This window comes from Hymenobacter lutimineralis, from assembly GCF_008271285.1.
Taxonomy (GTDB): Bacteria; Bacteroidota; Bacteroidia; order Cytophagales; family Hymenobacteraceae; genus Hymenobacter; species Hymenobacter lutimineralis.
Genome location: NZ_VTHL01000009.1, coordinates 83,084 through 109,091, shown reverse-complemented (window position 1 = coordinate 109,091; position 26,008 = coordinate 83,084). Strand labels below are relative to the sequence as shown.

Genomic DNA, 26,008 nt, shown 5'->3' with positions numbered 1-26,008 from the left:
TCAGCAACTCTCACTTGGTTGGCTGATTGCGAAAGTCAGGAGTGAAGTTCAGGGCTAGCTGCAAGGTGTGGTTCCGTTCGGTTTCGGGGTACTCATCCAACTGGCCCACCTGGTAGAGGTAGCCGATTTCCAGCGCTGTATAGCGGGCGGCCTGATAACCCAGGGCCAGATAGGCGCGGTTCTGGGCCAGAAACTGCTGCCGGGCGCTTCGGCCCAGGTTGAAGAACAGCTCGTCGGAAGCGGCGACGTAGGGCGTGCCGGGCTCCAGCTTGGGGTTGCGGCGCAGGGAGCGTTCCAGCCGCAGCTGGTAGCGGGCCCGGCTGCCATAGCCGTACCGCGGGCCTTCGGGGTGGTGCATCCAGCGCTGCTCCATGCGGTAGCGGTGCTGCATGCGCACGGGGCTGCTGTAGTCGCGCAGCAGCACTTGCTGGTACACGCGGTGCTCCGGCAGCAAGGTCGCCTCCGCAGAAGAAGCGGCCCGGTAGAACTGCCCATAGGAATAGCCCGCCGACAACTGCAGGCACGCAGCCGGGTAAAACGCCAGTCCCGCCCGTAAGATATTCTGCCGCGGCAACCGGCTGGCATTGCTGTGCCGAAGCTGAATTTCGGTGAAAGCACCCCACCGCTCCGTCAGGCGTGCTTCCGTAGCCAGCTGGCTCCACATCTGGCGCCCAGTGTTGATGCCCCCGGCCGGCGTGGCAGTGTTGCTGGTCCCCTGGGCCAGCCCCGCACACGGCAGCAGCCCCCAGGCCAGGCTCAGGATACATAGCAAACGAAGCATGGGGTAGACGTGCGTAATAGGGGCGTGTTATTAAACTTTTACCCCATATTACGGAATTGTTACCAGCCGCAATGTTATGTTTTGCCCTGTTACTGAAATGATAACATTGGCCCTTACCCAACCTCAGAGGCCATTCTGCTTTTTTGTGCCCCGGATGGCCTGGGCGTCTAAGGGATTTTCGGGCCAGTAGTGCTTGGGGTAGCGCCCGCGCAGCTCTTTGCGCACCTCAAAGTAGCTGCTGGTCCAAAAGCTGCGCAGGTCCCGCGTAACCTGGGCGGGGCGGTAACCGGGCGAAAGAAGGTGCAGCGTAAGCGGCACACGCCCCCCGCCCACGGTGGGCGTGTCGAGCAGGCCAAACACCTCCTGGAGCCGCACGGCCAGCACGGGCGCGGCGGGGTCGGCGTAGTTGAGGCGGATGCGGGAGCCGGTGGGTACTTCGAGGTGGGAAGGCGCCAGGCGGTCCAGGTCCTGGCGCTGGCTCCAGCCGCCGGGCAGCCGGCCCAGTAGCGCCTCCCCAAAGTCTACCCGGCTCAGCTCCGCCAACGACTTCGCGGTAGCCAGATAGGGTCCCAACCACTCTTCCAGCTCATCCAGCAACGCTTCATCGGATACCGCCGGCCAGCTTCCCGGCTGTAGCCGGTGCAGAAAGCCCAGCCGCTCCCGAAGCTCAGTAGCCGCTTCCGACCAGGGAAGCCGGGCTATGCCATTGGCTCGCAGCCCTTCTAGAAGGGCCGCCGTTATGGCCGCAGGGTCAGGGTTGGGCAGGCTTCCGTCGGAAAGCACTAAGGCGCCCAGACGGCGCAGGCGGCGGGCCGTAACGCGCCCCGCGGCTTCCTCCCAACGCACCTCGTCCCGGGTTTCCAGTTGATTAGCAAAGTGTTGTTCTAACTCCGCGCGGGTAAGAGGGGCCGCCAGCCCAGCCCGGGGTTGCGCTGCTACGCCCTCCAAGGAAGCTACGGCAAAAAACGCATCCTGCCCGCCAAAATATTCCGCGGGGAGCGTAGCCCGCTGCCCGGTCACGAGGCGCACCCGCTCAGGTGTTTCGCGCTGGGCCAGGCGGTCGGGGTAGGCTAGGGCAGCCAGCAAACCGGCTACGTCCGGCTCAATTCCGCCTTTAGCGTGGACCCGGTTGCGCAGGGCGGCGGCGGCTTCCCGCACCCTTCTTACCGCGGCTGCATCGGGCAGCAGGCCAGGTAAAGGTGCCCGACCAGTTGCCAGGGCTTCGAGCCGCAGCCGCAGGTCAGGTGGGCCAAAGGAGCCGTCAGCGGGCCGCAGAATATCCCGCTCGGTGAGCAGGGCGGCCAGGGCGCAGGCCGTAGCACCATGCCCCAGGGCTTGCCCGCTTACTACCAGATGAGCAAGCCGCGGGGCTAGTCCCAGCCCCGCCAGGGCCCGGCCATGCGCTGTGGGCAGCCCAGCGGGGGTGAGGGCCTGCAGACGTATGAGCAGGTCGCGGGCCTGCGCCAGGGCAGGAGCGGGGGGGGCGTCAAGCCAGCGCAGGGTGCTGGCGTCACGGGTGCCCCACAGGGCTAGCTCCAGGGCCAGGGAGCTGAGGTCGGCGGTGAGTATTTCGGGGGCGAGGTGGTGGGGCAGGTCCCGGAACTCGGCTTCCGTCCAGAGGCGGTAGCAGATGCCCGGGCCCAGGCGGCCGGCGCGGCCCCGGCGCTGGTCGGCGGCGGCCTGACTCACGGGCTCGGTGCCGAGGGTCGTAAGCCCCGAGCGCAGCTCAAACCGCGGGACGCGGGCGTAACCGCCATCCACCACAATCCGCACCCCCTCAATGGTGAGGCTGGTTTCGGCAATGCTGGTGGCCAGCACCACCTTACGCCGGCCAGCGAGGGCGGGGCGCAGGGCAGCGTCCTGCTGCTCGGCGGGCAGCTCGCCGTGGAGGGTATGTACGTCGATGGAAGCGGGGAGCGTAGCCAGCTTTTCGGCCACGCGGCGCTGGTCGGCCAAGCCGGGCAGAAACACCAGCACGTCGCCGGTAGGGTGCTGGTGCAGGGCTTCGCGGATAATGGCGGGGGTAAGGTCCTGCAGCTTTTCGTGAGGGCGGCGGGAAGCCGTGGCGGCGCGTTGCGGACTTAGGTAATGGGTTTCGACGGGGAACATCCGTCCTTCACTGCGCACCACCGGTGCCTGCAGCCACTGTCCCAGCCGGTCGGCATCCAGCGTAGCCGACATCACCAGGAGGCGCAGGTCGGGCCGTAGCACACTCTGGGCATCTAGGGCCAGGGCCAGTCCTAAGTCGGCCTGGAGGCTGCGCTCATGAAACTCATCGAACAGCACTGCCGCCACGCCTTCCAGCGAAGGGTCGTCCTGGAGCTGGCGCGTGAGCAGTACCTCTGTTACTACCTCAATGCGCGTGTGCTTGGATACTTTGCTTTCGAGACGCATGCGGTAGCCTACGGTATGGCCTACCGGCTCCCCCAGCAGCTGAGCCATGCGCGTGGCGGCGGCCCGGGCGGCCAGCCGGCGAGGCTCCAGTACAATGATGCGCCCATCCTGGCGCCAGGCGGCTTCCAACAGCGCCAGCGGCACCAGCGTGGTTTTGCCGGCCCCCGGCGGCGCCTGCAGCACGGCCGTGTTGTGGGTGGCCAGTGTGGCCAGCAGCTCGGGTAGGGCTTCCTGGATGGGCAGGTCGGGTAGGCGCATGGGGTCGGTTCAGTACGTTTTATCTTGCGGCTTGCGTTGAACGGCACTACACCTTCCGCGTATCCTGCAGCGGCTGCTGCGGGCTAAAAAACGGGAGTCTAATAAATAGCTACCGACGCGTCTACCTGCGTGCTCCAGGCATGAATGCCGCCGCGTAGGTTCAGCAGGTTGGTGAGTTCGTGGCGGTGCTGCAGGTAGGCCAGGGCCTGCATGGAGCGCACACCGTGGTGACAGATGAGCACAGCGGGTACCTCCGGGTCTATTTCCTCGGCCCGGCGCGGCAGGTCGCCCAGGGGGATAAGCAGGCTGCCGGCAATGTGGCAGTACTCGAACTCTTCCGGCTGGCGCACATCAATCAGCTGCAGGGTTTCGCCGCGTTGCAGGCGGCGGTGCAGGTCTTCGGGGGTGAGTTCAGGGAGCATGAAAGCAAGGCAGAAGCAGGAAAAAAGCAGCTCTATCCGCAAAAATACCGCTTTGCTCGTTAGCTTTGACCGAGCCGTTGGCCGTAGCCGGTTGCGCTTCCTGCTCATCGTTCCGCTTTGCTACACTCGCTCACTGAATTTTTGACTGCTGCCCTGGGCAACAGCCCGCTGGAATGGCTGGCCGTGCTCACGGGCTTTGCCTGCGTTTGGCTGGCCGCGCGCGAGTCGTTGTGGAACTTCCCCGTGGCCATCTTCAGCTGCGCCCTCTACATCGTGGTGTACTACCGTGCCCAGCTCTACTCCGATTCGCTCCTGCAAGCCATGTTTATTGTGCTGAGCCTGTATGGCTGGTACGAATGGCTTTACGGCGGCCGCAGCAAAACCGCCCTGGTTGTGTCGCGCACGCGAGGCGTAGAGTGGGTGGTGTGCGCCGCGTTTGTGGGGGCTTTCACCCTGGGCTTTGGCTATTATCTGCAGAAGCATACCGATGCTGCTTTGCCGCACTGGGACAGTTTTACCACCGCCGGCAGCCTGGCAGCCCAATACCTGCTGATGCGCAAGCGCCTGGAAAACTGGTGGCTCTGGATTGTGGTAGATGTTATTTACGTGCCCATTCTGTGGTATAAGCAGCTATATCCTACCAGTGCCCTCTATGCCCTGTACCTGGGCCTGGCCGTGTACGGCTACCTGGAATGGCGGAAATCGATGAAGAGCGAAGTGGGCGCCATGAAGCATGCATAATCAGTTGTGAGCTAGCCGCCTCTAGGTCAACTCTTCATTCCTCATTCCTCTCTCCTCATTCTTCAGTCAAGGAAAGAATGCTGCGCATCTCTCTGACCGGCCCCGAGTCAACGGGCAAAACCACTCTTAGCCAGCAACTGGCTGAGCACTACGGTACCGTGTGGGCGCCCGAGTATGCCCGCGAATACCTTACAAGCAAGGGCCCGCACTATACGTTGGCCGATCTGGAAGTTATTGCCCGTGGGCAAATGGCTACGGAGGACTTGGCTGCCGCGCAGGCCAACCGGGTAGTTTTTTGTGATACAGATCTGCTGGTTATCAAAGTCTGGAGCGAGCATGCATTCGGCTACTGCCCCGAGTGGATCCTGATGGAAATGCAGCGACGGCGCTACGACCTAGTGCTGCTGCTGGACGTAGACCTGCCCTGGTACCCCGACCCACTGCGGGAACACCCTAACCTGCGCCAGCACTTCCACGACCTCTACCGGCGGGAGCTGGAAGAAGGCCTTTCACCCTTCGCCGACATCAGCGGCCCGCCGGAGCGCCGGCTGGAGCAGGCCTGTTTTCTGGTCGATGAGCTGCTGGCGGTTTCGTCCGGGGCAACGTCTGGGCCCGCCGCCCGTACCCACTGATTTTTACCCCGGCTATGTACGTACTGGAAAACGAGCAGGCACGGGCCACCGTGCAGACTCGGGGCGCCGAGCTAAGCAGCTTCGTGCGCAAAGATTTAAATAACCTGGAATACATCTGGCCCGCCGAGGCTACGGTATGGGCGCGTCATGCACCGGTGTTGTTTCCCATTGTGGGGCGCCTCCCCGAGGATCAATACCAGCACGCGGGCCATACCTATACGCTCCCTCAGCACGGTTTCGCCCGCGACCTGGACTTTACCCTGGTGCGCCACACGCCCGCCGAGCTGGTGCTGGAACTGCGCGATACCGCCGCCACTCGGGAGCAGTATCCGTTTGCTTTTCGGCTGCTGATCAGCTACCGGCTGGCCGGCCCCATGCTCACCGTAGGCTGGGAAGTGCACAACCCCGGCACCGAGGAGCTGCTATTCAGCATCGGCGCGCACCCGGCCTTCCGGTGCCCCTTGCTGCCCGGTGAGGTGTTTGAGGACTATGCTTTCGTCTTCGATCAGCCCGTGTCCTTTAGCCGACACTTATTAAGTGGGGGGCTGCTTACGGGCGAAACCGAGCCGATACTGCATCAGGCTACGGAGCTGCCCCTCAGCTACGAGCTGTTCAGCCGGGATGCGCTGGTCCTCCAAAACTTCGATTTCACTCACCTCACGCTGCGCAGCCAGCGGAGCGGCCGTGCTGTGCGTATGCGCTTCGAGGGGTTCCCCTTCCTGGGTCTTTGGACCAAAGAGCCCGGGGCACCTTTCGTGTGCATAGAGCCCTGGCACGGCGTAGCCAGCCTCGTGGGCCCGCCCGGCGAGCTGGGCGATAAAAAAGGAATCCTCACCCTTGCTCCTCAACAGGAGTACGCTACATCCTATAGCATCACCCTTGAATAAGCCTCCAGGAGGCTACGCACATGTCCGCTGAAATTCAAATCCGCCCTATTGCTGCCGCCGATACCTATACCCTGCGTCATCAGGTGCTCTGGCCCCAGGAGTCGCTCAACTACGTGCGCCTGCTCAACGACCACGAAGGCCAGCATTTTGGAGCCTTCGAAGGCGCTCAGTTGGTTTCCGTCATTTCCCTCTTTGCCGAGGGCGAAACGGCCCGCTTCCGCAAGTTTGCTACCCGCCCCGACAAGCAGCGTAAAGGCATTGGCTCGAAGCTGCTCCGCCATGTGTTCAACGTGGCCCGCCAGCAAGGAGCCAAGCGCATCTGGTGCGACGCCCGCGCCGAAAACCGTGCCTTTTACCGGGCGTTTGGGCTGGAAGCCGAGAGCGGTATCACGTACCGTGGCACCATGCCCTACCTGCGTATGGGCTGCAACCTGTAGCCTACACACAGCTATTAACCTAACTAAGCGGGGGCCGACCGTTGCTTTTTCCAGATGCGGAAAAGCAACGGTCGGCCCCCGTCGTTAACTAAAGTCAGCAGGCTAGGTGAGTACTGGCTCCCGCGGGCCCACGGGTACGCGAGGCCGGCGGTTGTACTCCGGCTCCCAGTCGTTGATGGGGCGCGTGATGCCGGGGGGCAGGTCCAGATCGGGCAGGCCGTCCCCTAGTGGTTCGCCACCTTCGTCGTCGCCGTCGGTGGAGGGGGGGCGGTGGTAGCGCCGGCGCGGCATTACCACGAAATAAGCTAGAATAGCTAGAACAAGAAGCGTGTAAATGGTGCTAATCATGACGGGGGGAGCGTAAGAAGCAACACGCGCGCGGGCGGCAGAAGTAGAGTACTCTAACGAGTTGGCGGCCAGCCTGGTTGTGCCTCGGTAGAAAGATTTTACAGGTAGTTTTGTTAGGGCAGCTATCCTGATTTCCAGGTAAATACGCGTCATACTGCTGACTGGCTTGCACTGCGTGGGATTAGGGCCTAGCTTTGCGGCACAAACTGTTTAGGGGTGCCCCGCGTCGGGAGTGGCGTAGAGGCTGAGATCATACCCATTGAACCTGCCCGGGTAATGCCGGCGAAGGGAACAAACGATCCGCGAACGAAAAACCTAAGGTGCCGACCCCTGGCACCGGGTCCGTTCCACTTTTTAGTACCCATTTCATTGAAAAATTTCTTGGTTTCCGGGGCGGCCCTGCTGGCGCTGCCTTTCACGGCATGGGCGCAGGGGCCTGTGTCCGGCACCATCACCGATGCCCGCACCGGTACGGCGTTGCCCGGTGCTACCGTGCTGCTGGATGGAACGCCTATAGCGGCGGCTACCGATGGCACGTTTGCCCTGCCGGCCGTAGCCGCCGGCTCCCACGAGCTGCGTATCACCTTTATCGGCTACGAACCCCTGGTGCAGCGGCTGGAAGGACAGGCCGCCTCCCAACAGCTGCGCCTGCTGTTGCAACCGGGCGGGGTACTCACCGGCGAAGCGCTGGTAACAGCTTCCCGCGCCAACGAGCGCACGGCCACGGCCTATACTAACCTGAGCAAGGAGGATTTGGAGAAGCGCAACTTCGGCCAGGATATTCCCTATTTGCTCGACCAGACGCCCTCCGTAGTGGTGAATTCCGATGCGGGCAACGGCGTGGGCTATACCGGCATTCGGGTGCGGGGCACAGGCATCGAGGGCATCAACGTGACGGTGAACGGCGTGCCCTTGAACGACGCAGAAAGCCACGGGGCCTTCTTCGTGAATTTGCCGGATCTGGCTTCCTCTACGTCGTCGTTGCAGGTGCAGCGCGGGGTAGGCACCAGCCAGAACGGCAGCGCGGCTTTCGGAGCCTCACTTAACCTCAGCACGCTGGAAAGCCGACAGCAGGCCTACGCCGAAAGCCAGAACTCCTTCGGGTCCTACAACACCTGGAAAAACACCGTGCAGTTTGGCACCGGGCGCCTGGGGCCAGGCTTTACGGTAGATGGGCGCTTGTCGCGCATTTCTTCGGATGGCTACATGGTGCGCGGGGCTTCCAATCTGAAATCCTACTACCTGGCCGCTGGCTACCAGGGCAAAAGCACCTTGCTGAAGTTCATTACTTTCTCGGGGCGCGAGAAAACCTACCAAGCCTGGAATGGGGTGCCCGAACCGGCCCTCACCCGCAACGCCGCCGGCCTGCAGCAGTACGTGGATAACTACGAGCTGAGCCCCGAGGACGCCGCCCGCGCCCTGCGCGAAGGCCGCCGCTACGCCTACTACACCTACGACAACCAAACCGACAACTACCAGCAAAACCACTACCAGCTTCACCTCACCCAGGTTCTGAGCCCCAACTGGAACGTGGCCACTGCCCTGCACCTAACCCGCGGCTTCGGCTACTACGAGAGCCTGCGCCTCAACCGCAAGCTGGCCGACTACAACCTACCGGATGTGGTGGTGGGCACGGAAACCATCAAGCGCACGGATCTGGTGGACCGCAAGTGGCTGGATAACTATTTCTACGGGGGCATCTTCGCGCTCAACTACCAGCCCGCCGCCGGCAAGGTGCAGGCTACGCTGGGCGGGGGCTGGAACCGCTTCCTGAACGACCATTACGGCGAAGTTATCTGGGCACGCTACGCCTCCAGCGGCAGCATCGGCCACCGGTCCTACTTCAACGACGCCACCAAAACCGACTACAATGCCTACGCCCGTGCCATCTGGCAGGCCCTGGACCGCCTGAGCTTCTATGGCGACGTGCAGGTGCGCCGCATCGATTACCGTCTCGGGGGCATCGAAGACAAGCAGGTGCCCGTTTCTGCCAAAGCTGAGTACACCTTCTTCAACCCTAAAGCGGGCCTGACCTGGCAGCTGACGGACGTGCAAACGCTCTATGCCAGCTACGCCGTGGCCCACCGGGAACCCGTGCGCTCCGACTTCACCGACCGGCCCCTGAACGACGCCGGCCCCAAGGCCGAAGAGCTACACGATATGGAGGGCGGCTACCGCCTGAACCGCACCGTAAACGGCCGAGCCCTGCGCGCCGAGGTCAATGGCTTTTACATGCGCTACCGCAACCAGCTGGTGAACACCGGCCAGCTCAATGATGTGGGTACTCCGCTGCGCACCAACGCCCCGCGCAGCTACCGCGCCGGCGTGGAGCTGACGGGCGCTTACCAGCCGCTGACTTGGCTGAACCTGAGCAGCACGCTCACGCTAAGCCGCAACCGTATCCAGAACTACCGGGCCGTTACCTACGACAAAGACTACAACCCCGTAGTAGCTGAGGTAGGCCGCAACACCACCATTTCCTACTCGCCGGCCGTAGTATCGGCGCACACGCTGGAGGTGATGCCCGTGAAAAACCTGCGGGCCGCCTTGCTCTACAAAACCGTGAGCCGCCAGTTTCTCGACAACACGGCCAGCGCCAACAAAGCCATTGCCGCCTACCAAGTGCTGGACCTGCGCCTGCGCTACACCCTGCGGCCGGCCTTCATGCGGGAGCTGGAGCTGGGTCTGCTGGTCAGTAACCTCCTGAACCGCGAGTACGTGGCCAACGGCTATACTTATGGCTACCCCGATGCCGAGGGCCAGCAGCTTACCTTCAACTACTACTACCCCCAGGCTACCCGTAACTTCCTGGCCTCCGTGGGGGTGAAATTCTAAACCACGGATTCGGGCGGATTTTTCAGATTTCACGGTTTTTGTGGACGATTCGCTTTCAACAGAGAAGCCGCGCACCGTGCGCGGCTTCTCTGTTTTTTGTCATCCTGAGCGCAGCGAAGGACCTTCTCTCATTAGAACAGTTTCGTTCAGGCGTGAGAAGGTCCTTCGCTGCGCTCAGGATGACAGACAATTTGTTCGCGCCATTCACAAAATCCGCGGAATCCGAAAAATCCGCCCGAATCCGAGGTTCAGATAATCAGGCGCACGCCGCCTAGCTCGGAAACGTGGTAGGGAAACTGGTTGCCGGGGGAGCCGATGAACATGAAGTTCTTGGGAATGCCCCATTCCTTGGAAAGCTGGTCGATGAGCTCGGGGCCAAACTGGCCTTCCATCGTTACAAAGTCTACTTCAATTTGCTCGTAGGCGCGGTCCAGCACGCGAATATCGGTGAGAAGCTCTGGGGAATACTGCTCGCCAGGTTTGAGCAGCGTCACAATTTTCAGGCGGGTGGTAAACTCGTTTTCTACCACGTAGGCCATGACTTTGTTGAGGTTCGACACGTTGTCACCCTTCGTAAAGAACACAAACTCCTGCTTGTGCAGCTCCCGCAGTAGGTGCAGCACTTTCAGGCGACTCAGGCGCGAAACGCGGGGCGAATGGGTAGCAAAGGAGTTGGCCGCCGCCAGAATGAGGTTAAGAATGGCCGTGCGGTTCAGCATCACATACACCACCAGCATGGCCGGCAGGAAGTACTGCAGGAACACAATCAGGTAGTCGGGGTGAATTTTGATGTTGCCGTATAACGCCACCAGAATGCCCAGCAGCGCCAGCGTAACGGTGAGGATGCCCGCGTACACCGGGCGCGGCAGCTTGGGCCGCTTGCTCTTGAGCAGAAAGTTGCCCAGGGCGAAGAAGGCCATAACCGACAAAAACGAAATGGTATACACGCCCGACAGCGGCCCCAGCTGCCCGTTGGTAATCAGCAGCACCGACACGCAGAGCACGAAAAAGACGATGAGAATAAGGTAGTTGCTGCCAGCCTTATTCTCTTTCAAAAAGAACTGCGGCAGAATCCGGTCCAGGGTCATGCGCTTCATCAGCCCGCTCACGCCCACAAACGAGGTAAGCACGGCCCCACTCAGCACGGCTACGGCATCAATGGAAATTAGGATGCCCAACCAGCGGCCGCCGGTGGTGTTGCCCAGGTGCGAAAGCAATGTTTCCGTGTGTTCCCCAACTTCCACCATGGGCAGCACGGCTATGGCCAGAAAGGCAATAACGGGGTTGAAAAAGCTGACCACTACCCACATGTTGCGGAGCGTTTTCTGAAATACGCCCGGAGCTTGCTCCTCCACAAAGTTGGCCGAACTCTCGAACCCCGAGATGCCCAGCATAGCCGCGCTGAACCCGAAAAAGAGGGCCCCCAGAATGCTGCCACCTTTCACCGGAAGCTGGAAGTTGAGCGTGAGGTTGTCAACGCCGTGCGTAGCCAGGTACCAGATGGCACAAGCTACCAGCAGCGTGAGCGAAGCCAGATGCACCAGGAAAATGCCCACCGCCACCTTCGCCGACTCCGAAATGCCCAGGATGGTGAGCACCAGAAATAGCCCCAACAGCCCCAGCGTGGCCCCAATAATGGGCAGCCCGTGCCAGAGTGTGTGCAGGTAGTGCATGGCCTCGGAAGCCGAAATAACGGCCGTAGCCATGTACGAGAGGATGGTCAGGCAAGCCGCCAGGGCCGCGTTACGCTTGCTGGTGGTATTCAGTAGCACATTGTAGGCGCCGCCATTCAGGGGCAGGGCGCCCACCACTTCGCCGTAGATTTTGCGGAACAGAAACAGGACGACTCCTACGATGAGCAGGGCAATCCAGGCGTACTGCCCGGCGTAGGCAATGGCCAGGGCTGATACGTACAGGCAGGAAGACGAAATGTCGTTGCCGCAGATGGCGGTGGCTTCCAGCTCGTTCAGCTTTTTTTCGTGACTCATAAACGGGTGGTCGGGAAGGGAAGGAGAGGTGGAATATAGCCAGTACGGTAAAATTGCATAAGCGGCAGAGAAATTTCCTGGCGGGGACTGCCACGCTTCGCAACCAACCACGTCCCCAGGCTGTTCAGCAGGTTGAAACTCCTATCTTTGGCCCCGATTCCCACCCACCCATTTACTATGTCTTCGGAAACCGACGTTCTTTCCCCCAAGGCCCAGGTGCAACGCAACAAAGGCTCCCTAAACGCCGCAGGCTTCACCGATTACTACGACATCGACGACCTGCTCACGGAAGAGCACAAGCTCATCCGCCAGAGCATCCGCGACTTCGTGAAAAAGGAAATTTCGCCCAACATCGAGAAGTGGGCCCAGCAGGCGCATTTCCCCTCCGAAATCGTGCGCAAGTTTGGCGACGTAGGCGCGTTCGGGCCCACTATTCCCACGGAGTACGGCGGGGGCGGCCTCGACTACATCAGCTACGGCCTCATCATGCAGGAAATTGAGCGCGGCGACTCCGGCATGCGCTCTACGGCCTCGGTGCAAGGCTCCCTGGTGATGTTCCCCATCTACCAGTACGGCTCCGAGGAGCAGCGCCGCAAGTACCTGCCCAAGCTGGCCTCCGGCGAGTGGCTGGGCTGCTTCGGCCTCACCGAGCCCGACCACGGCTCGAACCCCGGCGGCATGGTCACCACTATCAAGGATATGGGCGACTATTACCTGCTGAATGGCGCCAAGCTCTGGATTTCCAATTCCCCCGAAAGCCAGGTGGCCGTGGTGTGGGCCAAGGACGACAACGGCCGCATCCGCGGGGTCATCGTGGAAAAAGGCATGGAAGGCTTCACGGCCCCCGAAATCCACAACAAGTGGAGCCTGCGCGCCAGCATCACCGGCGAGCTGGTGTTCGACAACGTGAAGGTGCCCAAGGAAAACCTGCTGCCCAACGTGGAAGGCCTCAAAGGCCCGCTCGGCTGCCTCGACTCGGCCCGCTACGGTATTGCCTGGGGCGCCATCGGCGTGGCTATCGACTGCTACGAGTCGGCGCTGAAATACTCGTTAGAGCGTGAGCAGTTCGGCAAGCCCATTGCTAGCTTCCAGCTGCAGCAGAAAAAGCTGGCCGAAATGATTACCGAAATCACCAAGGCTCAGCTGATGGTGTGGCGCCTCGGTATGCTCAAAAATGCCGGCAAAGCCACTTCGGCCCAGATTTCGATGGCTAAGCGCAACTCGGTGGACATGGCCTTGCACGTAGCCCGCGAAGCCCGCCAGATTCACGGCGGCATGGGCATCACGGGCGAGTACCCCATCATGCGCCACATGATGAACCTAGAGTCCGTCATCACCTATGAAGGCACCCACGACATCCATCTGCTCATCACCGGCGCCGACATCACCGGTATTCAGGCGTTTAAGTAAGCTGATAAGTTTTGCTTGAAAAGCCCCGCTGACACACTCGTCAGCGGGGCTTTTTGTTGGCTGCTACAGGTGTACTTACAGCTTCCGGAGTAGATAAGTGGTTTCATTGATGACTCCCTGATAACTATTGTTCTGCGTCACGCCGATTACGCTCCATCCCTCGGCCGCCAACTGGTTTAATTTGCGCAATTCCAGCTGATGCAGCGCCAGAAACCCCTCCGCTACATTCTTGGGGCTAACCATTTTACTGTCCAGTGCTTCAGTGGTTTGTTCGCCCGATTCAGACGTGACCGTCAGGCTGGCGTTGAAGGAGCCCAGGCCCGCGGTGCGCCCCACGCCGGTAACCATCATGTACCCCGTTGACGCGGCGGGCTTCGGATAAAAGGCCCAGGAAACCGTGGCACTCAGCAATAAGGCGGCGGCGAGAAAACGTTTTTTCATGATAAGGGAAGGAAGAAATAGATTGAGGCAAACAACATAAGCAAAAACCTGCAAGCCGCCTGATTGCTATGGCGGCAGCCGTACCCTAACAGCGCCAAAGCGCCCTTATCGGGCTTACCGCGTCACCTCCAGCAGCCAGTTCTCAACCTAACAGGAAAGGAGACACAAGTGCTGCTGGCCGTGCCACGTATTGGTTGCCAGCTTGGCGGCTACTAGCCAATGGTAGTGGGTAGGATCATTGCTTTCACCGCAGCTCATCAAACGCGTACTGTCCCGTGCTCCAGAAGGCATCCAGCGCCATAATGCGGGGCTTGAAAAAGGAAATCAACCGGGGCCAGTCGTCGCGGCTGAATAGGTTCATAGGGCGCAGCTCCTGGTAGATGCGGGCCACGGGCTGGCCGCTTTCATTCACGGCTTCGGGTTCCCAGGTCCAGGCCTCGCCGGTGGCTTCTTCCAGCAGCAGCCGCACTTCCTGAAACTGGGCATAGAACAACTCCCGCAGGCCGGCGTCGGGGTGGGTGATGTCGATGCCAATGGTGGCGTGGCGGCCGTCGGCGTGCAGGCGGAAGTACACGTGCTTGAGGCCGGTTTTGTAGTTCACCCAGTTCACCCGCTCGCCCTCGGCACCGGGCACGGGCTGCATATACTGGCCAAAGGTGGTCCAGAAGGCTTGGCGGAGCTGGGTTACTTCGGTTTTGCTGTACATAGTGGCGGCAAAAGTATAGCCTGCGGATCGTGCGTCCGACGGCGCGGCACCTGAATTCCGGTAAATTCCAAGGGTCAGCCCTGGCGCACTGAGGGCGTTGGTGTTATACTTACGGCCTCATCCACATCTTGTCGCCCTATGGCTATTGCTGTTTCCCCCACCGGCCGGGAGTTGGTTTTACTGGAATGTCTCGTAGCTGGCACTACCCACCGCGCCGGCCTGCGCGAGTTTGAGCCCCAGCTCCAGCCCGGTCAGGCCCTGGCCGTGGAGCGGGAGTCCGACAGCACCTTCGACGACTGGGCCGTGCGGGTGCTCACCGCCGACCCCGACGCCTTCTGGCTGGGCTACCTGCCCGAAGGCCGTAACGAAACCGTGGCCCGCCTGCTCGACGCCGGCTTTCCGCTGACGGCCCGCCTGACGCACAAAGCCTGGGAAGACGACTGGCTGCACCTGGAAATAGAAGTGCTCCTCCCAGCTCACTAAGAAATAAAGAGTATCATCCTGAGCAGAGCGCAGGATAATACTCTTTAACTGCCTGCGTTCTTACAGGTAATCGGCCAGGGCCAGCACTTCCCGGCGGGCCTGCGCAATGTCGGCGTCGTCGGGGAAGGTTTGCTGTACCCAGCGCGTGAAGCCGCTCACCATTTCGCCCACCGCCTGCCGGTGACTGGCCGGGGAGGGCTCCGATGCCGCGCCGTCCTCAACCGAAATCATGGGAAAGGCGTCTTCCAGGCCAATGCGGCTCATCACATCCGACACAAACACCATCCCGCAGACCTGCATGCCCTGATAGAGCTGCACCAGCTCCGGCATGGTGAGCTGCAGCTGCTCCTGGGCCCGGATGCCGCTCAGCCGCTCAATCAGGGGTTCCAGGGCCGCGCTGGTAAGCTGCGGAAGTTTGCCCACGGCGCGCAGGAAGGGGTGGTCGGCGGCCTGGGGCAGGCTATGTACCAGCAGCAAAGCCAACCGCAGCATCTGCAACTGGGGTTCCGCCAGCCGCAGGTTGGCTGCGGGCAGCTGTGCTTGCTGCCCCGCCAGTAGTTCCTCAAAAGCTTCTTCCACGCGCAGGCGGTGGAGTCCCAGCGAGGCAGAACCGGCCGGAGCAGGCAGGTGCTCCTCTAAGGTAGAGAGAAAGGCGCCGCTCAGCTCCAGACAGTAGGTACGCAATTGCACCAGCTGCTCGGGCGTAATGCTCATCTGGCGCTGCACGTATGCAAGTACGGGCGTAGCTAAATTGGTATCGAGGGTAAGGCGCCCCAGCAAGAGCAGGTGGTAGAGCTGCAGGGGCGTCGTGCGCAGGGCTGTAAGCAAGGCCTCGTGCGTTTGAATCTGGTTGAGTTGCTGAACGGTATCCAGGCCAAGCCCGCTAAGCGCAATAAGGGGCTGGGCAGCGGGTTGGCTTAAGAGTTCAGCGCAGGCCATGCCATGCAGACTCAGGCAGTGGGCCAGCTGATCGTAGAAATCGGCTGGCAGGGCATCAAGCCAGGAAGCAGAGGCAGCAGACATAGGCAAGGGTTTGGAGCGCAAGGTACATAGTCGGCCCAGAATGCCTAATCTTCGATATTTGCCAATTTATTTAGTAAAAACGGTAGTGTTCTGTCGGGATTTGCTAATAAAATTGTGCGTCTTGGGCACAAATCCTGCCGCCGCAGTGTTACCTTGCTACTCAACTTTCCGCTTCTTTTGCACATGCGCGAACAATACCTCACCGGCGGCAATGCCCACATGGATGCCACCGATAAAGACATCGACAAGGCCCTCCGCCCGCTCAGCTTCTCTGATTTCGCGGGGCAGGACAAGGTGGTGGAAAACCTGAAAGTATTTGTGGGAGCTGCCCGGCAGCGCGGCGAGGCCCTCGACCACGTGCTGCTGCACGGCCCCCCCGGTTTGGGCAAAACTACCCTCTCGCACATCATTGCCAACGAGCTGCAGGCCGGCATTAAGATGACCTCCGGCCCGGTGCTCGACAAGCCCTCCGACCTGGCCGGGCTACTCACCAACCTGGAGCCGCACGACGTGCTGTTCATCGACGAAATTCACCGTCTGAACCCCGTGGTGGAGGAATACCTCTACTCGGCTATGGAGGACTACCGCATCGACATCATGCTCGACTCGGGCCCTAACGCCCGCTCCGTGCAGATTTCCCTGTCGCCCTTTACGCTGATTGGCGCCACCACGCGCTCCGGCATGCTCACCTCGCCGCTGCGGGCGCGCTTCGGTATTTCGGCCCGCCTGGAGTACTACGACGCCCCGCTGCTGACTAGCATTGTGAAACGCTCGGCCGAAATCCTGGGCACGCCGATTCACGAGGATGCGGCCTTCGAAATTGCCCGCCGCTCACGTGGTACTCCGCGTATTGCCAACAACCTGCTGCGCCGCACCCGCGACTTCGCCCAGATCAAAGGCACCGGCACCATCACCCAGGATATTTCCCAGTTTGCCCTTTCGGCGCTGGATGTGGACGCCCGCGGCCTCGACGACATGGACAAGCGCATCCTGAGCACCATCATCGACAAGTTTAAGGGTGGGCCAGTAGGCCTGAGCACCATTGCCACAGCCTGCGGCGAGGAAGCCGAAACCATCGAGGAAGTGTACGAGCCGTTCCTGATTCAGGAAGGCTACATCAAGCGCACCAGCCGCGGCCGTGAAGCCACCGAGCACGCCTACCAGCACCTGGGCCGCCTCATGCCCCAGCACCTGCGCGGCAACAGCGGCACTACGGGGGAGCTGTTTAGCTAAGTAAAACGCTGTCATCCTGAGCGAAGCGAAGGACCTTCTTACGTAGCAACAATTTGTTCTACTGTAAGAAGGTCCTTCGCTCCGCTCAGGATGACGTATTTTTGTAGTTCGCTCTTTCAACCGCTATGCTCCCTACCGCCCATTATACTGCTTTCATCAAACGCCGGGCGGCGGAGCTGGGCTTTATGTACTGCGGCATTTCCCAGGCGGGGTTTCTGGAGGAAGAAGCTCCGCGCCTTGAATCCTGGCTGAACCGCAATATGCACGGGCAGATGGCCTACATGGCCAACCACTTCGATAAGCGCCTCGACCCGCGCCTGCTTGTAGATGGCGCCAAATCGGTCATTTCCCTCCTGCTGAACTACTACCCACCCCAGGAAGAGCAGCAGCCCAACGATACGCTCAAAGTCAGCAAATACGCCTACGGCCGCGACTACCACTTCGTCATCAAAGACAAGCTGAAGACGCTGCTGCAGGACATGCAGGAGGAAATAGGGGAGGTAGGCGGCCGTTGCTTCGTGGACTCGGCGCCGGTGCTGGATAAGGCCTGGGCCAAGAAAAGTGGGCTGGGCTGGGTAGGCAAAAACGCCAACCTGATTACGCCCGGCGTAGGCTCGTTCTACTTCATTGCCGAGCTGATCGTGGACATAGCGCTGGACTACGATGGTCCCATCAAAGACTACTGCGGCACCTGCACCAAATGCGTGGATGCCTGCCCCACCCAGGCCATTACCGAGCCTTACGTGGTCGACGGCAGCAAGTGCATCAGCTACTTCACCATCGAGCTGAAAGACCAGATTCCAAGGGAAGTGAACGGGCAGTTCGGCAACTGGGTATTCGGCTGCGACATTTGCCAGGATGTGTGCCCCTGGAACCGCTTTTCGCGGCCGCACCAGGAGCCCCAGTTCACGGCTCACCCCGCCCTCAAAGACCTCACGCGCGGCGACTGGCAGGAAATTACCCACGAGCTTTTCTCCGAACTGTTTCGGCAGTCGGCAGTGAAGCGTACGGGGTATGCAGGGTTGCAGCGCAACATCCGCTTCGTAACGGAAGCTGCGCCATTCATATACCCGGAAGAAAAAGGTACTTAAGCGGTGGCTGCTTGGCCAAACACGCGGTTGAGAATGGTGCGGTACACCCGGGCAAACTGCTGGTAGCACCAGGCGCGCAACTCCCGAAGTTCATCGGGCACTAGCATACGTAACGCTTTACGCAGCTCTTTTTCAAACAGAATTTTGTCGAAGCTAACTTTTACTAAAATAGTTTTGGCGTACTCCAGCATGGTGTTCAGCGCTTAGGGTTGCGGAGTTGGAAAAGAGGACAGGCGACGTATACGCGAGCCATCAAAAAAGGCTAGCTTACCAGGGTCACTGAATTTGGCTTGGTAGTGAAATATACAAGATATCTGGGAGATAATGCAAGCTCCGCCGTAAGAAAATCCCCCCTGCCAGCAACTGCAAGATGCTGACAGGGGGGATTTTGCGTGAAAAGGCTGAATAAGCAGCCTAATAGATGAAAATATTAGCCAATGCGGTGCTCTGAGCGGTGGTTAGCGGCTCATCAAATGCCTCCTGCGCCGAGCGTAGCGCCCGGTCCCGGTCAGAACCAATCCGCAACTCTTCCAGCTGAACGGTTGCCGAATTAGGCAGGGCCTGCGTAAGAGCGTCTTCGCCAACGTAAGCGGCATCGGAGGCCGGCGCGGCCGGGCTACCGCTTAGACCGGGGCCTACCCAGTTACGGATGGGCTCCGCCGCACCAGTCTGGCGCAGACGCCGCAGGCGGCGGATGTGGGAAGCATGGCGCGCTTCTACGGAGTGAATGCGGAAAGCGGCTTCCAGCAAGGCGTTGTCGTTGATAAGGAAGCCAGCTTGACCTTTATAGGCCCGCACGCCGGCATCTTCCAGGGTCTGCGCTACCTGCAGGAAGGTATCGAAGTTGGTGAAAACGTCGGGGAACAGAGCTGCTTGGGCGCCATTGCGGCTGCCAGTAAAATCGAAGCGAGGCCGGGCCGGCACCACTACGCCCGAGTTTTCAAGGGCTGCCTGCAGAAAGGCCACGTGCTGGTCTTCGTGCAGCTGAAGGGTTTCCAGATCGGCACGCAGGCTGGCCGGGACAAAGTCGGCCGAAACCAGACTACCATCGGGGCGAGCCAGCTTGCCCAGCGCAGTGCGGTAAAAGTCGCTTTCCAGATATTCCAGCGTGAGGGCCAGCTGCAGCACATCCAGGAGATTCTCGCGGGTGCCAGCCTTGGCAGCAGAAGTCGAAACGGCCAGCAGCGGCAGGGCCGTAGCCGCCACCCGGCCGCCCAACTGGCTTAGCTGCCGCAACATCGTGCGGCGCTGACTAGCCTGTGTATATACCGCCGGATTGGCCTGCGCCAGATCGGCAAGAAGCTGAAGAAAATTCATAGGACAGAACGCTGAATCAGGCAGTGGGCAGATTGTCGGCCGACACTTTGATGACCAGGTATTTATTAAGCTCCGTGATAACCTCGGTAACCGTGAGGGTGCGCTCGAGGCCGGCAAACGTGCCGGATGCCTCCACTACGCTGTTATCAGCAAACGAGCCGGCCTGTAGCAAGTCGTGCACAAGGGCCGCGTGACGGGCTTCTACCGATACTATTTTGCCCAGCAGCAGCAGGTAAGTGCCATCAGCAAACAGGGGGGCCGCGCCATTGTAAGCTGCCACAATGAGGTCCTCAAACATACGGGCTGCCGTGAGCACCCCTGAGCGGGACGAAAGGGAAAGCGAGGCAAAGGTGAACTCCAGATTGCTGAGCGCCCCGGCACCCGTCACCGACAACGCTTGCAGCAGCAATTCCCGGTGCACTACCTCGTGTTGGTAGATCTGAGTGAGCAAATCTTTGTCTTCCGTGCTCATGTCGGCGGGAGCGGCGGCCAGCACCTGCTGGTAGAAAGCCGCTTCCAGCTGTTCCAGCACGTAGATATAGTTTAGAAGACCGGCATCGGCCTGGCCCAAGCTCAGCACTGAGCTGCCCGTCGGAGCCACGGGGTCGTCGCCGCAACCAGCCAGCGTGAGAGTGGTGGCCGCCGCCACTGCGCCACCAATTCGGAAGAAGGAACGACGGTGCAGGGACCGGGTAAGAAATTTAGTAACTACGGAATCAGACATTCGCAACAAACACAATGCGCAACCAGCAACCCCGAAGCGGAAGTCACCAAACAAAGGTAGCCCGATAAACTCGGATACCCCAACTACAGGAGCCCAAACGTTGCCCTGGCGTTGCACCGGTCCGGGAGCGGGCGTGAGCCGGCCGGCTTATCATACAAAAGGCGCCCTCTGCAGTAGAGGGCGCCTTTTGATAAGCGGTAGTAAGCCAGCAGAGCGCTAGAACGTTACGACAGATTTCGCAATGTTAGTTACCGTGGTATTGTCCAGGCCTTCATCGAAGGCAGCACTAACGTCGGCGGCCGAGTAGGTAGCACCCAGGCCGGTAGTCAGGTTAATGGTAGCCTGGGTCACGTTGTCTTCGGCCGGGAAAGTAGCAGCCGGGTTACCAGCGCCGTACACCGCATCTGGTGCTCCGTTGGCCTCTTTACCTACAATCCAGGGCATGATGTTAGCCTGGGCTCCGGCCGTGACACCCCGCCGCATGTAGCGGATGTGGGCCGCGTGCCGCGCCTCTACCGAGTGAATCTGCAGGGCAACAGTAAGCACGTTAACCGATACGCCACCCACGGTGGGGGTCAGGTCGCGCGGGATATTGGTGGCTTGGCCTTTGTAGGCGCGCACCCCGGTATCTTCAAACGCCTGTGCAAACGTCAGGAAAGTGGGGTAGGTAGCAAAAGCGCCCCCAAAGTCAAAGCCATTGGCGGGAGCTGGCGAGGCAGCAGCGCCCAGGGCTGCCGTCAGCAACGCTACGTGCGCCTGCTCGTGGGCCCGGATGGTTTCAATAGCTGTGCGGGCAGCACCCGTCAGCGTAGCCGTGAGGGTAGGGGCCTTCAGGGCCTGGTCGTAGAAGCTGTACTCCAGGCGTTCCAGCAGCAGCGCATAGTTCAGCACAGCGGTTGGGTCACCCAGATTGTTCTGACCGAGCGCCTTGTTAAAGGCCGAGCCGATGGCAATGGGTGCAGCGGCCAGCGCCATTTTCTTGCCTAGTGAGCCAAGCGCCGAGAGGGCGCTGCGACGGTGGGAAAGGCGGTCCATGATTTCCGGGTCGACCTTCTCCAGCTCCGAGATTATATTGAACAGATTCATATCAAGAGAAAAATGAGAGTGGGAGAGGACTACTTACCTACGTTGTCGCCGTTGATGGTTTCTTTGATGTACTTCTGCGCGGCACCTAGTACGGCGGCAACCGATAGCGCTTGGTCCAAGCCATTGGCGTCTACTACGTCGCTGGCAGAGAAGCTGCCGGGCTGCACCAAGTCGCGGATATAAGCCGCATGGCGGGCTTCTACCGATACAATCTTACCGGCCAGCAGCAGGTAGGTAGGGTTCTGGATCAGGCGGCCGGCGCCGTTGTAGGCGGCTACGCCCAGGTCCTCGAATGTTTTGGCTGCCCCCAGCACGGAGTCGCGGCTGGCGAAGTTGATCGACGAGAAATCGGGGTTGAGGTCCGGAATGCGCGAGGCAGCCGGGATGGCGGCCTTGAAAAAGTCGCGGTGAATTGCTTCATGCTTGGCAATGGCCGTCAGGGCGGTCATTTCGTCGGCCGGCATGCTGGCATAAGGCGTGGCAATTACCTGTGCGTAGAAAGCGGCTTCCAGCTGCTCCAGGGCGTACGCATAGTTCAACACCCCTATATCACCCGAGCCAAGGCTCACCGTGCCTGCGGCCGGGGTTTCGTCGTCATCATCGTCGCAGCCGGAAAGTAGTAGGGCCGTGGCCCCGGCCGTTGCACCGGCATACATGAAGAACGAGCGGCGCTTGATGGGCGCGTGCAGCGGGGTAGTCAGCTCCGCTTCTTCGCCTTCTTTTTTGAGGAAGTTGGACATGGAAAAATTAGAATGGGTGAGGAATAGAAAAGGTGGGCAATACCCCGCCAGCCTGGCCCAAAACGGGGAAGGAGCGGCGAAAAACCCAGTAAAACCTGAATCTGAACTCACATACGGGCTTAGCTGAACTATAGATTGCGCAGTCCCTAATTTTTTGTAAATACCGGATTTGATATAACTTATTTGATGCATGGTTACGCTGGCTCACGCTGGGCTTTTCCGCAGAAAAGCAGCTTTTTACGTAGTTTTAGGAGCTGGCTAAGTTTTTTTCGCACATGCACTTTTTTTTTCGCTGGGTGCTACTGCTCAGCTTCTTTTCGGGCTTGCTTTCGGCCGCCAAGGCGCAGGCACCCACTGCTCCGGCTGCCCCAGCCACCGCCACGGGCCAGGTGCGGCTGGTGTTGGGGCCAACCAGCTTCCCGCTGAATGAGTATTTCACCCTGGCTTTTCAGCTGGAAGGCGCCCCGTTAGCGCGCTATTCGGCCTTTCCGGACATTGAGGGGTTCAAAAAAAGCGGCAAGTCCAGCACTACCACAACCCGCATTGTGGGCGGAAAGTCCTCCACCCAGCTGACCATTACCCAGCGCTATGCCGCCTACAAGGAAGGTGAGTACGTGCTGCCAGCCTTTACCATAAGCGTAAACGGCCAGCAGGTGCGCTCCGGGGGAGCTACTCTGAAAGTACTTCCTCAGCAGGCAGTGGCCACCCCCAGTGCTCCACCCGGCGTGGGGCTGTTAGATCAGCTTTTCGGCAAACAGAAACCGCAGGAGTTTGTGGAACCCCAGGACAACGCCTTTCTGGCCGTGGTTCCCGATAAAACCAGCGTGTACGTGGGTGAGCCGGTACACGTAGGGCTGTACTTCTACCTGACGCCCGCCGACCAGGGCTTGCTCGATTTTTATGATTACAACCGGCAGCTGCCCCGCATTCTGCGGCGGTTGCAACAACCGGCCGTATGGGTTGAGCCCTCCGACGAGCAGGAGGTATTGCCCGAGAATACCACTGTGGGTGGCAAGCCCTACTTGCGTTACCACCTCTACGAAGCCGTTTATTACCCGCTCACGCCCCGTGCGCTGGAATGGCCGGCCGTAGATCTGCAGATGATTAAGTACAAGCTGCCCAAGAAGCCCGACCCGACCCTCGATAACCGCATGACGGGCCTGAAAACGTATATTTCCCTGCCGCGCACGGTGGCGGTCAAGCCCCTGCCGCCGCACCCGCTGCGCGACCAGGCCGTGGTAGGCTCTTACCGCTTGCTGGAGTCCGTGGACCGCAGTCGGTTCCGCACGGGGCAGGCTTTCACGTATACACTGCGCATAGAGGGCGAGGGAAACCTGGCCGCCGTGAATCCGGTGGCCCCTACGGAGCAGGCAGGGGCAGAAATCTTTGGGCCCGAAGTCCACCAGGAGGTAACGCGCGCCAACGGGCGGGTAGGGGGGTACAAAACCTTCCGCTACCGCATTGTGCCCCGGCAGCCCGGGGTGCTGGCCTTGGACAGCCTGTTTGCGGTGCCCGTGTTTGACCCCGCCACCCAAAACTACCAGGTGCTGCGCGCCAGCCTGAAGGTGAAGGTCCTGGGCGCCGCGCAGGCCCCCGCCATCAGCACCCGCACCACCGACCCCTACTACCAGAGCCGGCTGGAAAGCGCCGACAACCAGCTGCTGCCTCTCAAGACGCCCGATGAGGTGCGGCGCTACGCCAATTACCTGCTGGCCGGACTGTTGTTGCTGGCCGCTTTTGGCTGGTGGCGTGGCAATACCGGCGCGTAAGCCGTAGCTTGCGGCTCAGGCTGCTAGTGGCCAGGTTAATTTTAATGAAGTGGCCAGCCAGGCCCTTGGAGAATGAGTAACACGTTTGGGCGGCTATTCCGCATCACCACTTTTGGAGAATCACACGGACCCGGCATCGGGGTTATCGTAGATGGCTGCCCGGCGGGCTTAGCGCTGGAGGCGCAGGAAATTCAAACGGCCCTGGACCGGCGGCGGCCCGGCCAGAGCGAACTAACCACCCCGCGCCAGGAAGCCGACCAGGTAGAAGTGTTAGCGGGTTGGTTTGAGGGCTATACTACCGGCACGCCGCTGAGTTTGCTTATTCGCAACCAGGACCAGCGTAGCCACGACTACACCCACATCCAGCACGCCTACCGCCCCTCCCACGCCGACTATACCTACGACCAGAAGTACGGCCGCCGCGACTACCGTGGGGGTGGGCGCAGCTCGGCCCGGGAAACGGCGGCCCGCGTAGCCGCCGGTGCCGTAGCCGCGGCTTTCTTGCGCCAGCACGGCATTCAGGTGCAAAGCTACGTGTCGCAGGTAGGGGGCGTGAAGGTGCCCGTAGGCTACGAGGAGCTGGATCTGGGTCTTATCGACTCGAATATGGTCCGCTGCCCCCACCCCGAAACTGCCGAGCGCATGGCCGACCTCATTCGCCAGACCCGCGACCGGCACGACACCGTGGGCGGCGTAGTAACGGGCGTGGTGCGCGGGGTGCCGGCCGGCCTGGGCGAGCCAGTGTTCGATAAGCTGCACGCCGAGCTAGGCAAAGCCATGCTGAGCATCAACGCCGTGAAGGGCTTCGAGTACGGTTCGGGCTTCGAGGGTACGCTGCTGTTTGGCTCGGAGCACAACGACGCCTTCTACACCGACGAGGCCGGCCAGGTGCGCACGCGCACCAATCACTCGGGCGGCATTCAGGGCGGCATCAGCAACGGGCAGGATATTTACTTCCGCGTGGCCTTCAAGCCCGTGGCGACCATTCTGCAAAGCCAAGCCACCATCAACGACCAGGGCGAAGCCATTGCTCTGGCCGGCAAGGGCCGCCACGACCCCTGCGTACTGCCCCGCGCCGTGCCCATCGTGGACGCCATGGCCAACCTAGTGCTGGCCGATATGCTGCTGCGCGCCCGCGCCAACCGGGTGTAGCTCACTCCAGGTCTAATCCAGAATCACGAACTCCACCCGCCGGTTGCGCCGGCGGTTGGTTTCGGTGTCGTTGGCCGCTACCGGGCGGGAGGAGCCGTAGCCCGTGGTTTCCAGTCGGGTGGCGGCCACCCCGTATTTCACCAGAAAGGCCTGAATGGCCTGAGCCCGCTGCTCGCTTAGTAACTGATTTTTCTCCTCGGGGCCTTGGTTGTCGGTATGGCCTTCGAGCCGGATGCGCAGCGCGGGCTGGTCGTTAAGAGCTTTGGCCAAGCGCGCCAGCTCGGGTTTGGAAGTACCCAGCAACTCGGGTTTTCCCTGCACAAAAAATACGTTGCGAAGGGCCAGCCGCTGCCCGGCGCGCAGGGGAGTGGCCAGGGCCGCGGCTGCGTCGGTGGCTTCTGAAGTGGCTGTGGCTACCGGGCTGACCGCCGGCGTGACAGGCGCTGCGGTGGGCTCTGGCTCCGGTTCCAGCAGCCAGACGCGCAGATGGCGCAGGCTGGCTTCGGCGCCCAGGTTGGTTTCCAGCCCTAGGCCGTGGCCCAGCATTCGCGTAAGCTGTTGCTCCCATACCCGCGTCCCGTTCACGAAGTACTGCACCTGCGGGCCGCGGCACTCTATCCGCATGGTGTGCCAACTGGTTTGACGACCCACGGCGGCCGAATAGGCATTGTCGCCGTTGGTGGAAAAGAATTTTCCTCCGCGCCAGCCGCACACGGCAAATCGATGCTCGCTCATGGTACCGAACAGGCGCATGTTGTCGCGGCTGCCGGAACCCCAGGCCAGGCAGCCCGCCGAGGTGGTGCTCAGCTCGGCCTCAATGATGAAGTTCTGGCTTTTTTCCAGCTCCGGGATAAACAGCAGGGCCACGCTGGTATTGTTTTCGTTGCCGCGTGCTTTGGCCACATACTCCCCGCGCTTTACTTTATACTCGGCGTTGTTGATGAGGCCCGTAGGCCAGTTGCGGTGGTTGTCCTGAAAGTCTTCTTCCAGAATCAGACGCGGGACCAAGGTCTGGGCCGAGGCTACGCTGGTAAATAGGGTGCAGACCAGAAGCAGAGCGAAGCGAAAAAGCATAAAAAGCGGTCCGAAGGTGAGCTGACAAAACTATCC

General features: G+C 60.8%; 25 protein-coding genes and 1 riboswitch. Of the genes, 11 read left to right on the top strand and 14 right to left on the bottom strand.

Features of this window, described 5'->3' with window-relative positions; all coding sequences use genetic code 11:
• Positions 1 to 10: 10 nt before the first annotated feature.
• The 3 genes from FY528_RS10320 to FY528_RS10310 form a co-directional block, all read right to left on the bottom strand.
• Entirely contained in the window at positions 11 to 781 is a 771-nt protein-coding gene (locus FY528_RS10320) for a DUF2490 domain-containing protein (RefSeq protein ID WP_149070922.1), read from the bottom strand.
• A 123-nt stretch (positions 782 to 904) separates the two neighbouring features.
• On the bottom strand, positions 905 to 3,433 hold the full coding sequence (gene hrpB / locus FY528_RS10315; protein ID WP_149070921.1) for an ATP-dependent helicase HrpB: 2,529 nt from the start codon (positions 3,431 to 3,433) through the stop codon (positions 905 to 907).
• Between the two features lie 98 nt (positions 3,434 to 3,531).
• Positions 3,532 to 3,855 carry a rhodanese-like domain-containing protein gene (locus FY528_RS10310; RefSeq protein ID WP_149070920.1) on the bottom strand — a complete coding sequence of 108 codons (324 nt, stop codon included), beginning with the start codon at positions 3,853 to 3,855 and terminating at the stop codon, positions 3,532 to 3,534.
• A gap of 141 nt (positions 3,856 to 3,996) precedes the next feature.
• On the opposite strand from FY528_RS10310, the gene pnuC reads away from it, so the two are divergent.
• The 4 genes from pnuC (at position 3,997) to FY528_RS10290 (ending at position 6,552) form a co-directional block, all read left to right on the top strand.
• Positions 3,997 to 4,596 (top strand): nicotinamide riboside transporter PnuC, encoded by a 600-nt coding sequence (gene pnuC, locus FY528_RS10305; RefSeq protein ID WP_187632075.1) that lies wholly within the window; start codon positions 3,997 to 3,999, stop codon positions 4,594 to 4,596.
• 77 nt (positions 4,597 to 4,673) lie between these two features.
• Positions 4,674 to 5,228 (top strand): AAA family ATPase, encoded by a 555-nt coding sequence (locus FY528_RS10300; protein ID WP_149070918.1) that lies wholly within the window; start codon positions 4,674 to 4,676, stop codon positions 5,226 to 5,228.
• A 14-nt stretch (positions 5,229 to 5,242) separates the two neighbouring features.
• Positions 5,243 to 6,115, top strand: a complete 873-nt coding sequence (locus FY528_RS10295) for an aldose 1-epimerase family protein (RefSeq protein WP_149070917.1) — start codon at positions 5,243 to 5,245, stop codon at positions 6,113 to 6,115.
• A gap of 20 nt (positions 6,116 to 6,135) precedes the next feature.
• A complete protein-coding gene (locus FY528_RS10290) occupies positions 6,136 to 6,552 on the top strand; it encodes a GNAT family N-acetyltransferase (protein WP_149070916.1) in 417 nt (138 codons plus the stop codon).
• Between the two features lie 102 nt (positions 6,553 to 6,654).
• Here FY528_RS10290 and FY528_RS10285 read toward each other — a convergent pair whose 3' ends face one another.
• Positions 6,655 to 6,900, bottom strand: a complete 246-nt coding sequence (locus FY528_RS10285; RefSeq protein ID WP_149070915.1) for a hypothetical protein — start codon at positions 6,898 to 6,900, stop codon at positions 6,655 to 6,657.
• A 202-nt stretch (positions 6,901 to 7,102) separates the two neighbouring features.
• A riboswitch (TPP riboswitch) is annotated at positions 7,103 to 7,210 on the top strand.
• A gap of 59 nt (positions 7,211 to 7,269) precedes the next feature.
• On the opposite strand from FY528_RS10285, the gene FY528_RS10280 reads away from it, so the two are divergent.
• Complete coding sequence (locus tag FY528_RS10280; RefSeq protein WP_149070914.1) at positions 7,270 to 9,735, top strand: TonB-dependent receptor; 2,466 nt, start codon at positions 7,270 to 7,272, stop codon at positions 9,733 to 9,735.
• A gap of 248 nt (positions 9,736 to 9,983) precedes the next feature.
• On the opposite strand, the gene FY528_RS10275 is transcribed toward FY528_RS10280, so the two are convergent.
• Positions 9,984 to 11,723, bottom strand: a complete 1,740-nt coding sequence (locus FY528_RS10275; protein ID WP_149070913.1) for an APC family permease — start codon at positions 11,721 to 11,723, stop codon at positions 9,984 to 9,986.
• 177 nt (positions 11,724 to 11,900) lie between these two features.
• Between FY528_RS10275 and FY528_RS10270 the strand changes: the two genes are divergently transcribed.
• Positions 11,901 to 13,133 (top strand): acyl-CoA dehydrogenase family protein, encoded by a 1,233-nt coding sequence (locus FY528_RS10270; protein WP_262383966.1) that lies wholly within the window; start codon positions 11,901 to 11,903, stop codon positions 13,131 to 13,133.
• A 75-nt stretch (positions 13,134 to 13,208) separates the two neighbouring features.
• On the opposite strand, the gene FY528_RS10265 is transcribed toward FY528_RS10270, so the two are convergent.
• Together FY528_RS10265 and FY528_RS10260 are read right to left on the bottom strand one after the other, a co-directional pair.
• The gene (locus FY528_RS10265; protein WP_149070912.1) at positions 13,209 to 13,574 is read right to left on the bottom strand and encodes a hypothetical protein; all 366 of its coding nucleotides are present in this window, start codon (positions 13,572 to 13,574) and stop codon (positions 13,209 to 13,211) included.
• A 244-nt stretch (positions 13,575 to 13,818) separates the two neighbouring features.
• Positions 13,819 to 14,280, bottom strand: a complete 462-nt coding sequence (locus FY528_RS10260; protein ID WP_149070911.1) for a DUF4268 domain-containing protein — start codon at positions 14,278 to 14,280, stop codon at positions 13,819 to 13,821.
• 138 nt (positions 14,281 to 14,418) lie between these two features.
• On the opposite strand from FY528_RS10260, the gene FY528_RS10255 reads away from it, so the two are divergent.
• The gene (locus tag FY528_RS10255) at positions 14,419 to 14,763 is read left to right on the top strand and encodes an HIRAN domain-containing protein (protein ID WP_149070910.1); all 345 of its coding nucleotides are present in this window, start codon (positions 14,419 to 14,421) and stop codon (positions 14,761 to 14,763) included.
• 60 nt (positions 14,764 to 14,823) lie between these two features.
• On the opposite strand, the gene FY528_RS10250 is transcribed toward FY528_RS10255, so the two are convergent.
• Positions 14,824 to 15,786, bottom strand: coding sequence for a hypothetical protein (locus FY528_RS10250; protein WP_149070909.1), 963 nt, complete (start codon positions 15,784 to 15,786; stop codon positions 14,824 to 14,826).
• A gap of 183 nt (positions 15,787 to 15,969) precedes the next feature.
• On the opposite strand from FY528_RS10250, the gene ruvB reads away from it, so the two are divergent.
• Positions 15,970 to 17,019, top strand: coding sequence for a Holliday junction branch migration DNA helicase RuvB (gene ruvB, locus FY528_RS10245; RefSeq protein ID WP_149070908.1), 1,050 nt, complete (start codon positions 15,970 to 15,972; stop codon positions 17,017 to 17,019).
• 125 nt (positions 17,020 to 17,144) lie between these two features.
• Positions 17,145 to 18,110 (top strand): tRNA epoxyqueuosine(34) reductase QueG, encoded by a 966-nt coding sequence (gene queG, locus FY528_RS10240; RefSeq protein ID WP_149070907.1) that lies wholly within the window; start codon positions 17,145 to 17,147, stop codon positions 18,108 to 18,110.
• On the opposite strand, the gene FY528_RS10235 is transcribed toward queG, so the two are convergent.
• The 5 genes from FY528_RS10235 to FY528_RS10215 all read right to left on the bottom strand — a co-directional run bounded on the left by FY528_RS10235 (position 18,107) and on the right by FY528_RS10215 (position 21,977).
• Positions 18,107 to 18,301 (bottom strand): hypothetical protein, encoded by a 195-nt coding sequence (locus FY528_RS10235; protein ID WP_149070906.1) that lies wholly within the window; start codon positions 18,299 to 18,301, stop codon positions 18,107 to 18,109. The genes queG and FY528_RS10235 overlap by 4 nt on opposite strands.
• Positions 18,302 to 18,524: 223 nt before the next feature.
• The gene (locus FY528_RS10230; RefSeq protein ID WP_149070905.1) at positions 18,525 to 19,427 is read right to left on the bottom strand and encodes a ferritin-like domain-containing protein; all 903 of its coding nucleotides are present in this window, start codon (positions 19,425 to 19,427) and stop codon (positions 18,525 to 18,527) included.
• A 16-nt stretch (positions 19,428 to 19,443) separates the two neighbouring features.
• On the bottom strand, positions 19,444 to 20,151 hold the full coding sequence (locus tag FY528_RS10225) for a ferritin-like domain-containing protein (protein ID WP_149070904.1): 708 nt from the start codon (positions 20,149 to 20,151) through the stop codon (positions 19,444 to 19,446).
• 216 nt (positions 20,152 to 20,367) lie between these two features.
• Positions 20,368 to 21,237 (bottom strand): ferritin-like domain-containing protein, encoded by an 870-nt coding sequence (locus tag FY528_RS10220; protein WP_149070903.1) that lies wholly within the window; start codon positions 21,235 to 21,237, stop codon positions 20,368 to 20,370.
• Positions 21,238 to 21,266: 29 nt separating this feature from the next.
• A complete protein-coding gene (locus FY528_RS10215; RefSeq protein WP_149070902.1) occupies positions 21,267 to 21,977 on the bottom strand; it encodes a ferritin-like domain-containing protein in 711 nt (236 codons plus the stop codon).
• Between the two features lie 275 nt (positions 21,978 to 22,252).
• Between FY528_RS10215 and FY528_RS10210 the strand changes: the two genes are divergently transcribed.
• Positions 22,253 to 23,746, top strand: coding sequence for a BatD family protein (locus FY528_RS10210; protein WP_149070901.1), 1,494 nt, complete (start codon positions 22,253 to 22,255; stop codon positions 23,744 to 23,746).
• 72 nt (positions 23,747 to 23,818) lie between these two features.
• Positions 23,819 to 24,898: a chorismate synthase gene (gene aroC / locus FY528_RS10205; protein ID WP_149070900.1), complete on the top strand. Its 1,080-nt coding sequence runs from the start codon at positions 23,819 to 23,821 to the stop codon at positions 24,896 to 24,898.
• Positions 24,899 to 24,910: 12 nt separating this feature from the next.
• On the opposite strand, the gene FY528_RS10200 is transcribed toward aroC, so the two are convergent.
• Positions 24,911 to 25,972 (bottom strand): OmpA family protein, encoded by a 1,062-nt coding sequence (locus tag FY528_RS10200; RefSeq protein WP_149070899.1) that lies wholly within the window; start codon positions 25,970 to 25,972, stop codon positions 24,911 to 24,913.
• Positions 25,973 to 26,008: the final 36 nt, after the last annotated feature.

Coding starts and splice junctions, on each gene's coding strand:
- FY528_RS10260 (WP_149070911.1), bottom strand. CDS start 14,280: ATGTACAGCAAAACCGAAGTAACCCAGCTCCGCCAAGCCTTCTGGACC.
- FY528_RS10230 (WP_149070905.1), bottom strand. CDS start 19,427: ATGAATTTTCTTCAGCTTCTTGCCGATCTGGCGCAGGCCAATCCGGCG.
- ruvB (WP_149070908.1), top strand. CDS start 15,970: ATGCGCGAACAATACCTCACCGGCGGCAATGCCCACATGGATGCCACC.
- hrpB (WP_149070921.1), bottom strand. CDS start 3,433: ATGCGCCTACCCGACCTGCCCATCCAGGAAGCCCTACCCGAGCTGCTG.
- FY528_RS10295 (WP_149070917.1), top strand. CDS start 5,243: ATGTACGTACTGGAAAACGAGCAGGCACGGGCCACCGTGCAGACTCGG.
- FY528_RS10320 (WP_149070922.1), bottom strand. CDS start 781: ATGCTTCGTTTGCTATGTATCCTGAGCCTGGCCTGGGGGCTGCTGCCG.
- queG (WP_149070907.1), top strand. CDS start 17,145: ATGCTCCCTACCGCCCATTATACTGCTTTCATCAAACGCCGGGCGGCG.
- FY528_RS10250 (WP_149070909.1), bottom strand. CDS start 15,786: ATGTCTGCTGCCTCTGCTTCCTGGCTTGATGCCCTGCCAGCCGATTTC.
- FY528_RS10235 (WP_149070906.1), bottom strand. CDS start 18,301: ATGCTGGAGTACGCCAAAACTATTTTAGTAAAAGTTAGCTTCGACAAA.
- FY528_RS10285 (WP_149070915.1), bottom strand. CDS start 6,900: ATGATTAGCACCATTTACACGCTTCTTGTTCTAGCTATTCTAGCTTAT.
- FY528_RS10210 (WP_149070901.1), top strand. CDS start 22,253: ATGCACTTTTTTTTTCGCTGGGTGCTACTGCTCAGCTTCTTTTCGGGC.
- FY528_RS10310 (WP_149070920.1), bottom strand. CDS start 3,855: ATGCTCCCTGAACTCACCCCCGAAGACCTGCACCGCCGCCTGCAACGC.
- FY528_RS10215 (WP_149070902.1), bottom strand. CDS start 21,977: ATGTCCAACTTCCTCAAAAAAGAAGGCGAAGAAGCGGAGCTGACTACC.
- FY528_RS10300 (WP_149070918.1), top strand. CDS start 4,674: ATGCTGCGCATCTCTCTGACCGGCCCCGAGTCAACGGGCAAAACCACT.
- FY528_RS10225 (WP_149070904.1), bottom strand. CDS start 20,151: ATGTCTGATTCCGTAGTTACTAAATTTCTTACCCGGTCCCTGCACCGT.
- FY528_RS10270 (WP_262383966.1), top strand. CDS start 11,901: ATGTCTTCGGAAACCGACGTTCTTTCCCCCAAGGCCCAGGTGCAACGC.
- FY528_RS10200 (WP_149070899.1), bottom strand. CDS start 25,972: ATGCTTTTTCGCTTCGCTCTGCTTCTGGTCTGCACCCTATTTACCAGC.
- FY528_RS10255 (WP_149070910.1), top strand. CDS start 14,419: ATGGCTATTGCTGTTTCCCCCACCGGCCGGGAGTTGGTTTTACTGGAA.
- FY528_RS10275 (WP_149070913.1), bottom strand. CDS start 11,723: ATGAGTCACGAAAAAAAGCTGAACGAGCTGGAAGCCACCGCCATCTGC.
- FY528_RS10265 (WP_149070912.1), bottom strand. CDS start 13,574: ATGAAAAAACGTTTTCTCGCCGCCGCCTTATTGCTGAGTGCCACGGTT.
- FY528_RS10290 (WP_149070916.1), top strand. CDS start 6,136: ATGTCCGCTGAAATTCAAATCCGCCCTATTGCTGCCGCCGATACCTAT.
- FY528_RS10220 (WP_149070903.1), bottom strand. CDS start 21,237: ATGAATCTGTTCAATATAATCTCGGAGCTGGAGAAGGTCGACCCGGAA.
- aroC (WP_149070900.1), top strand. CDS start 23,819: ATGAGTAACACGTTTGGGCGGCTATTCCGCATCACCACTTTTGGAGAA.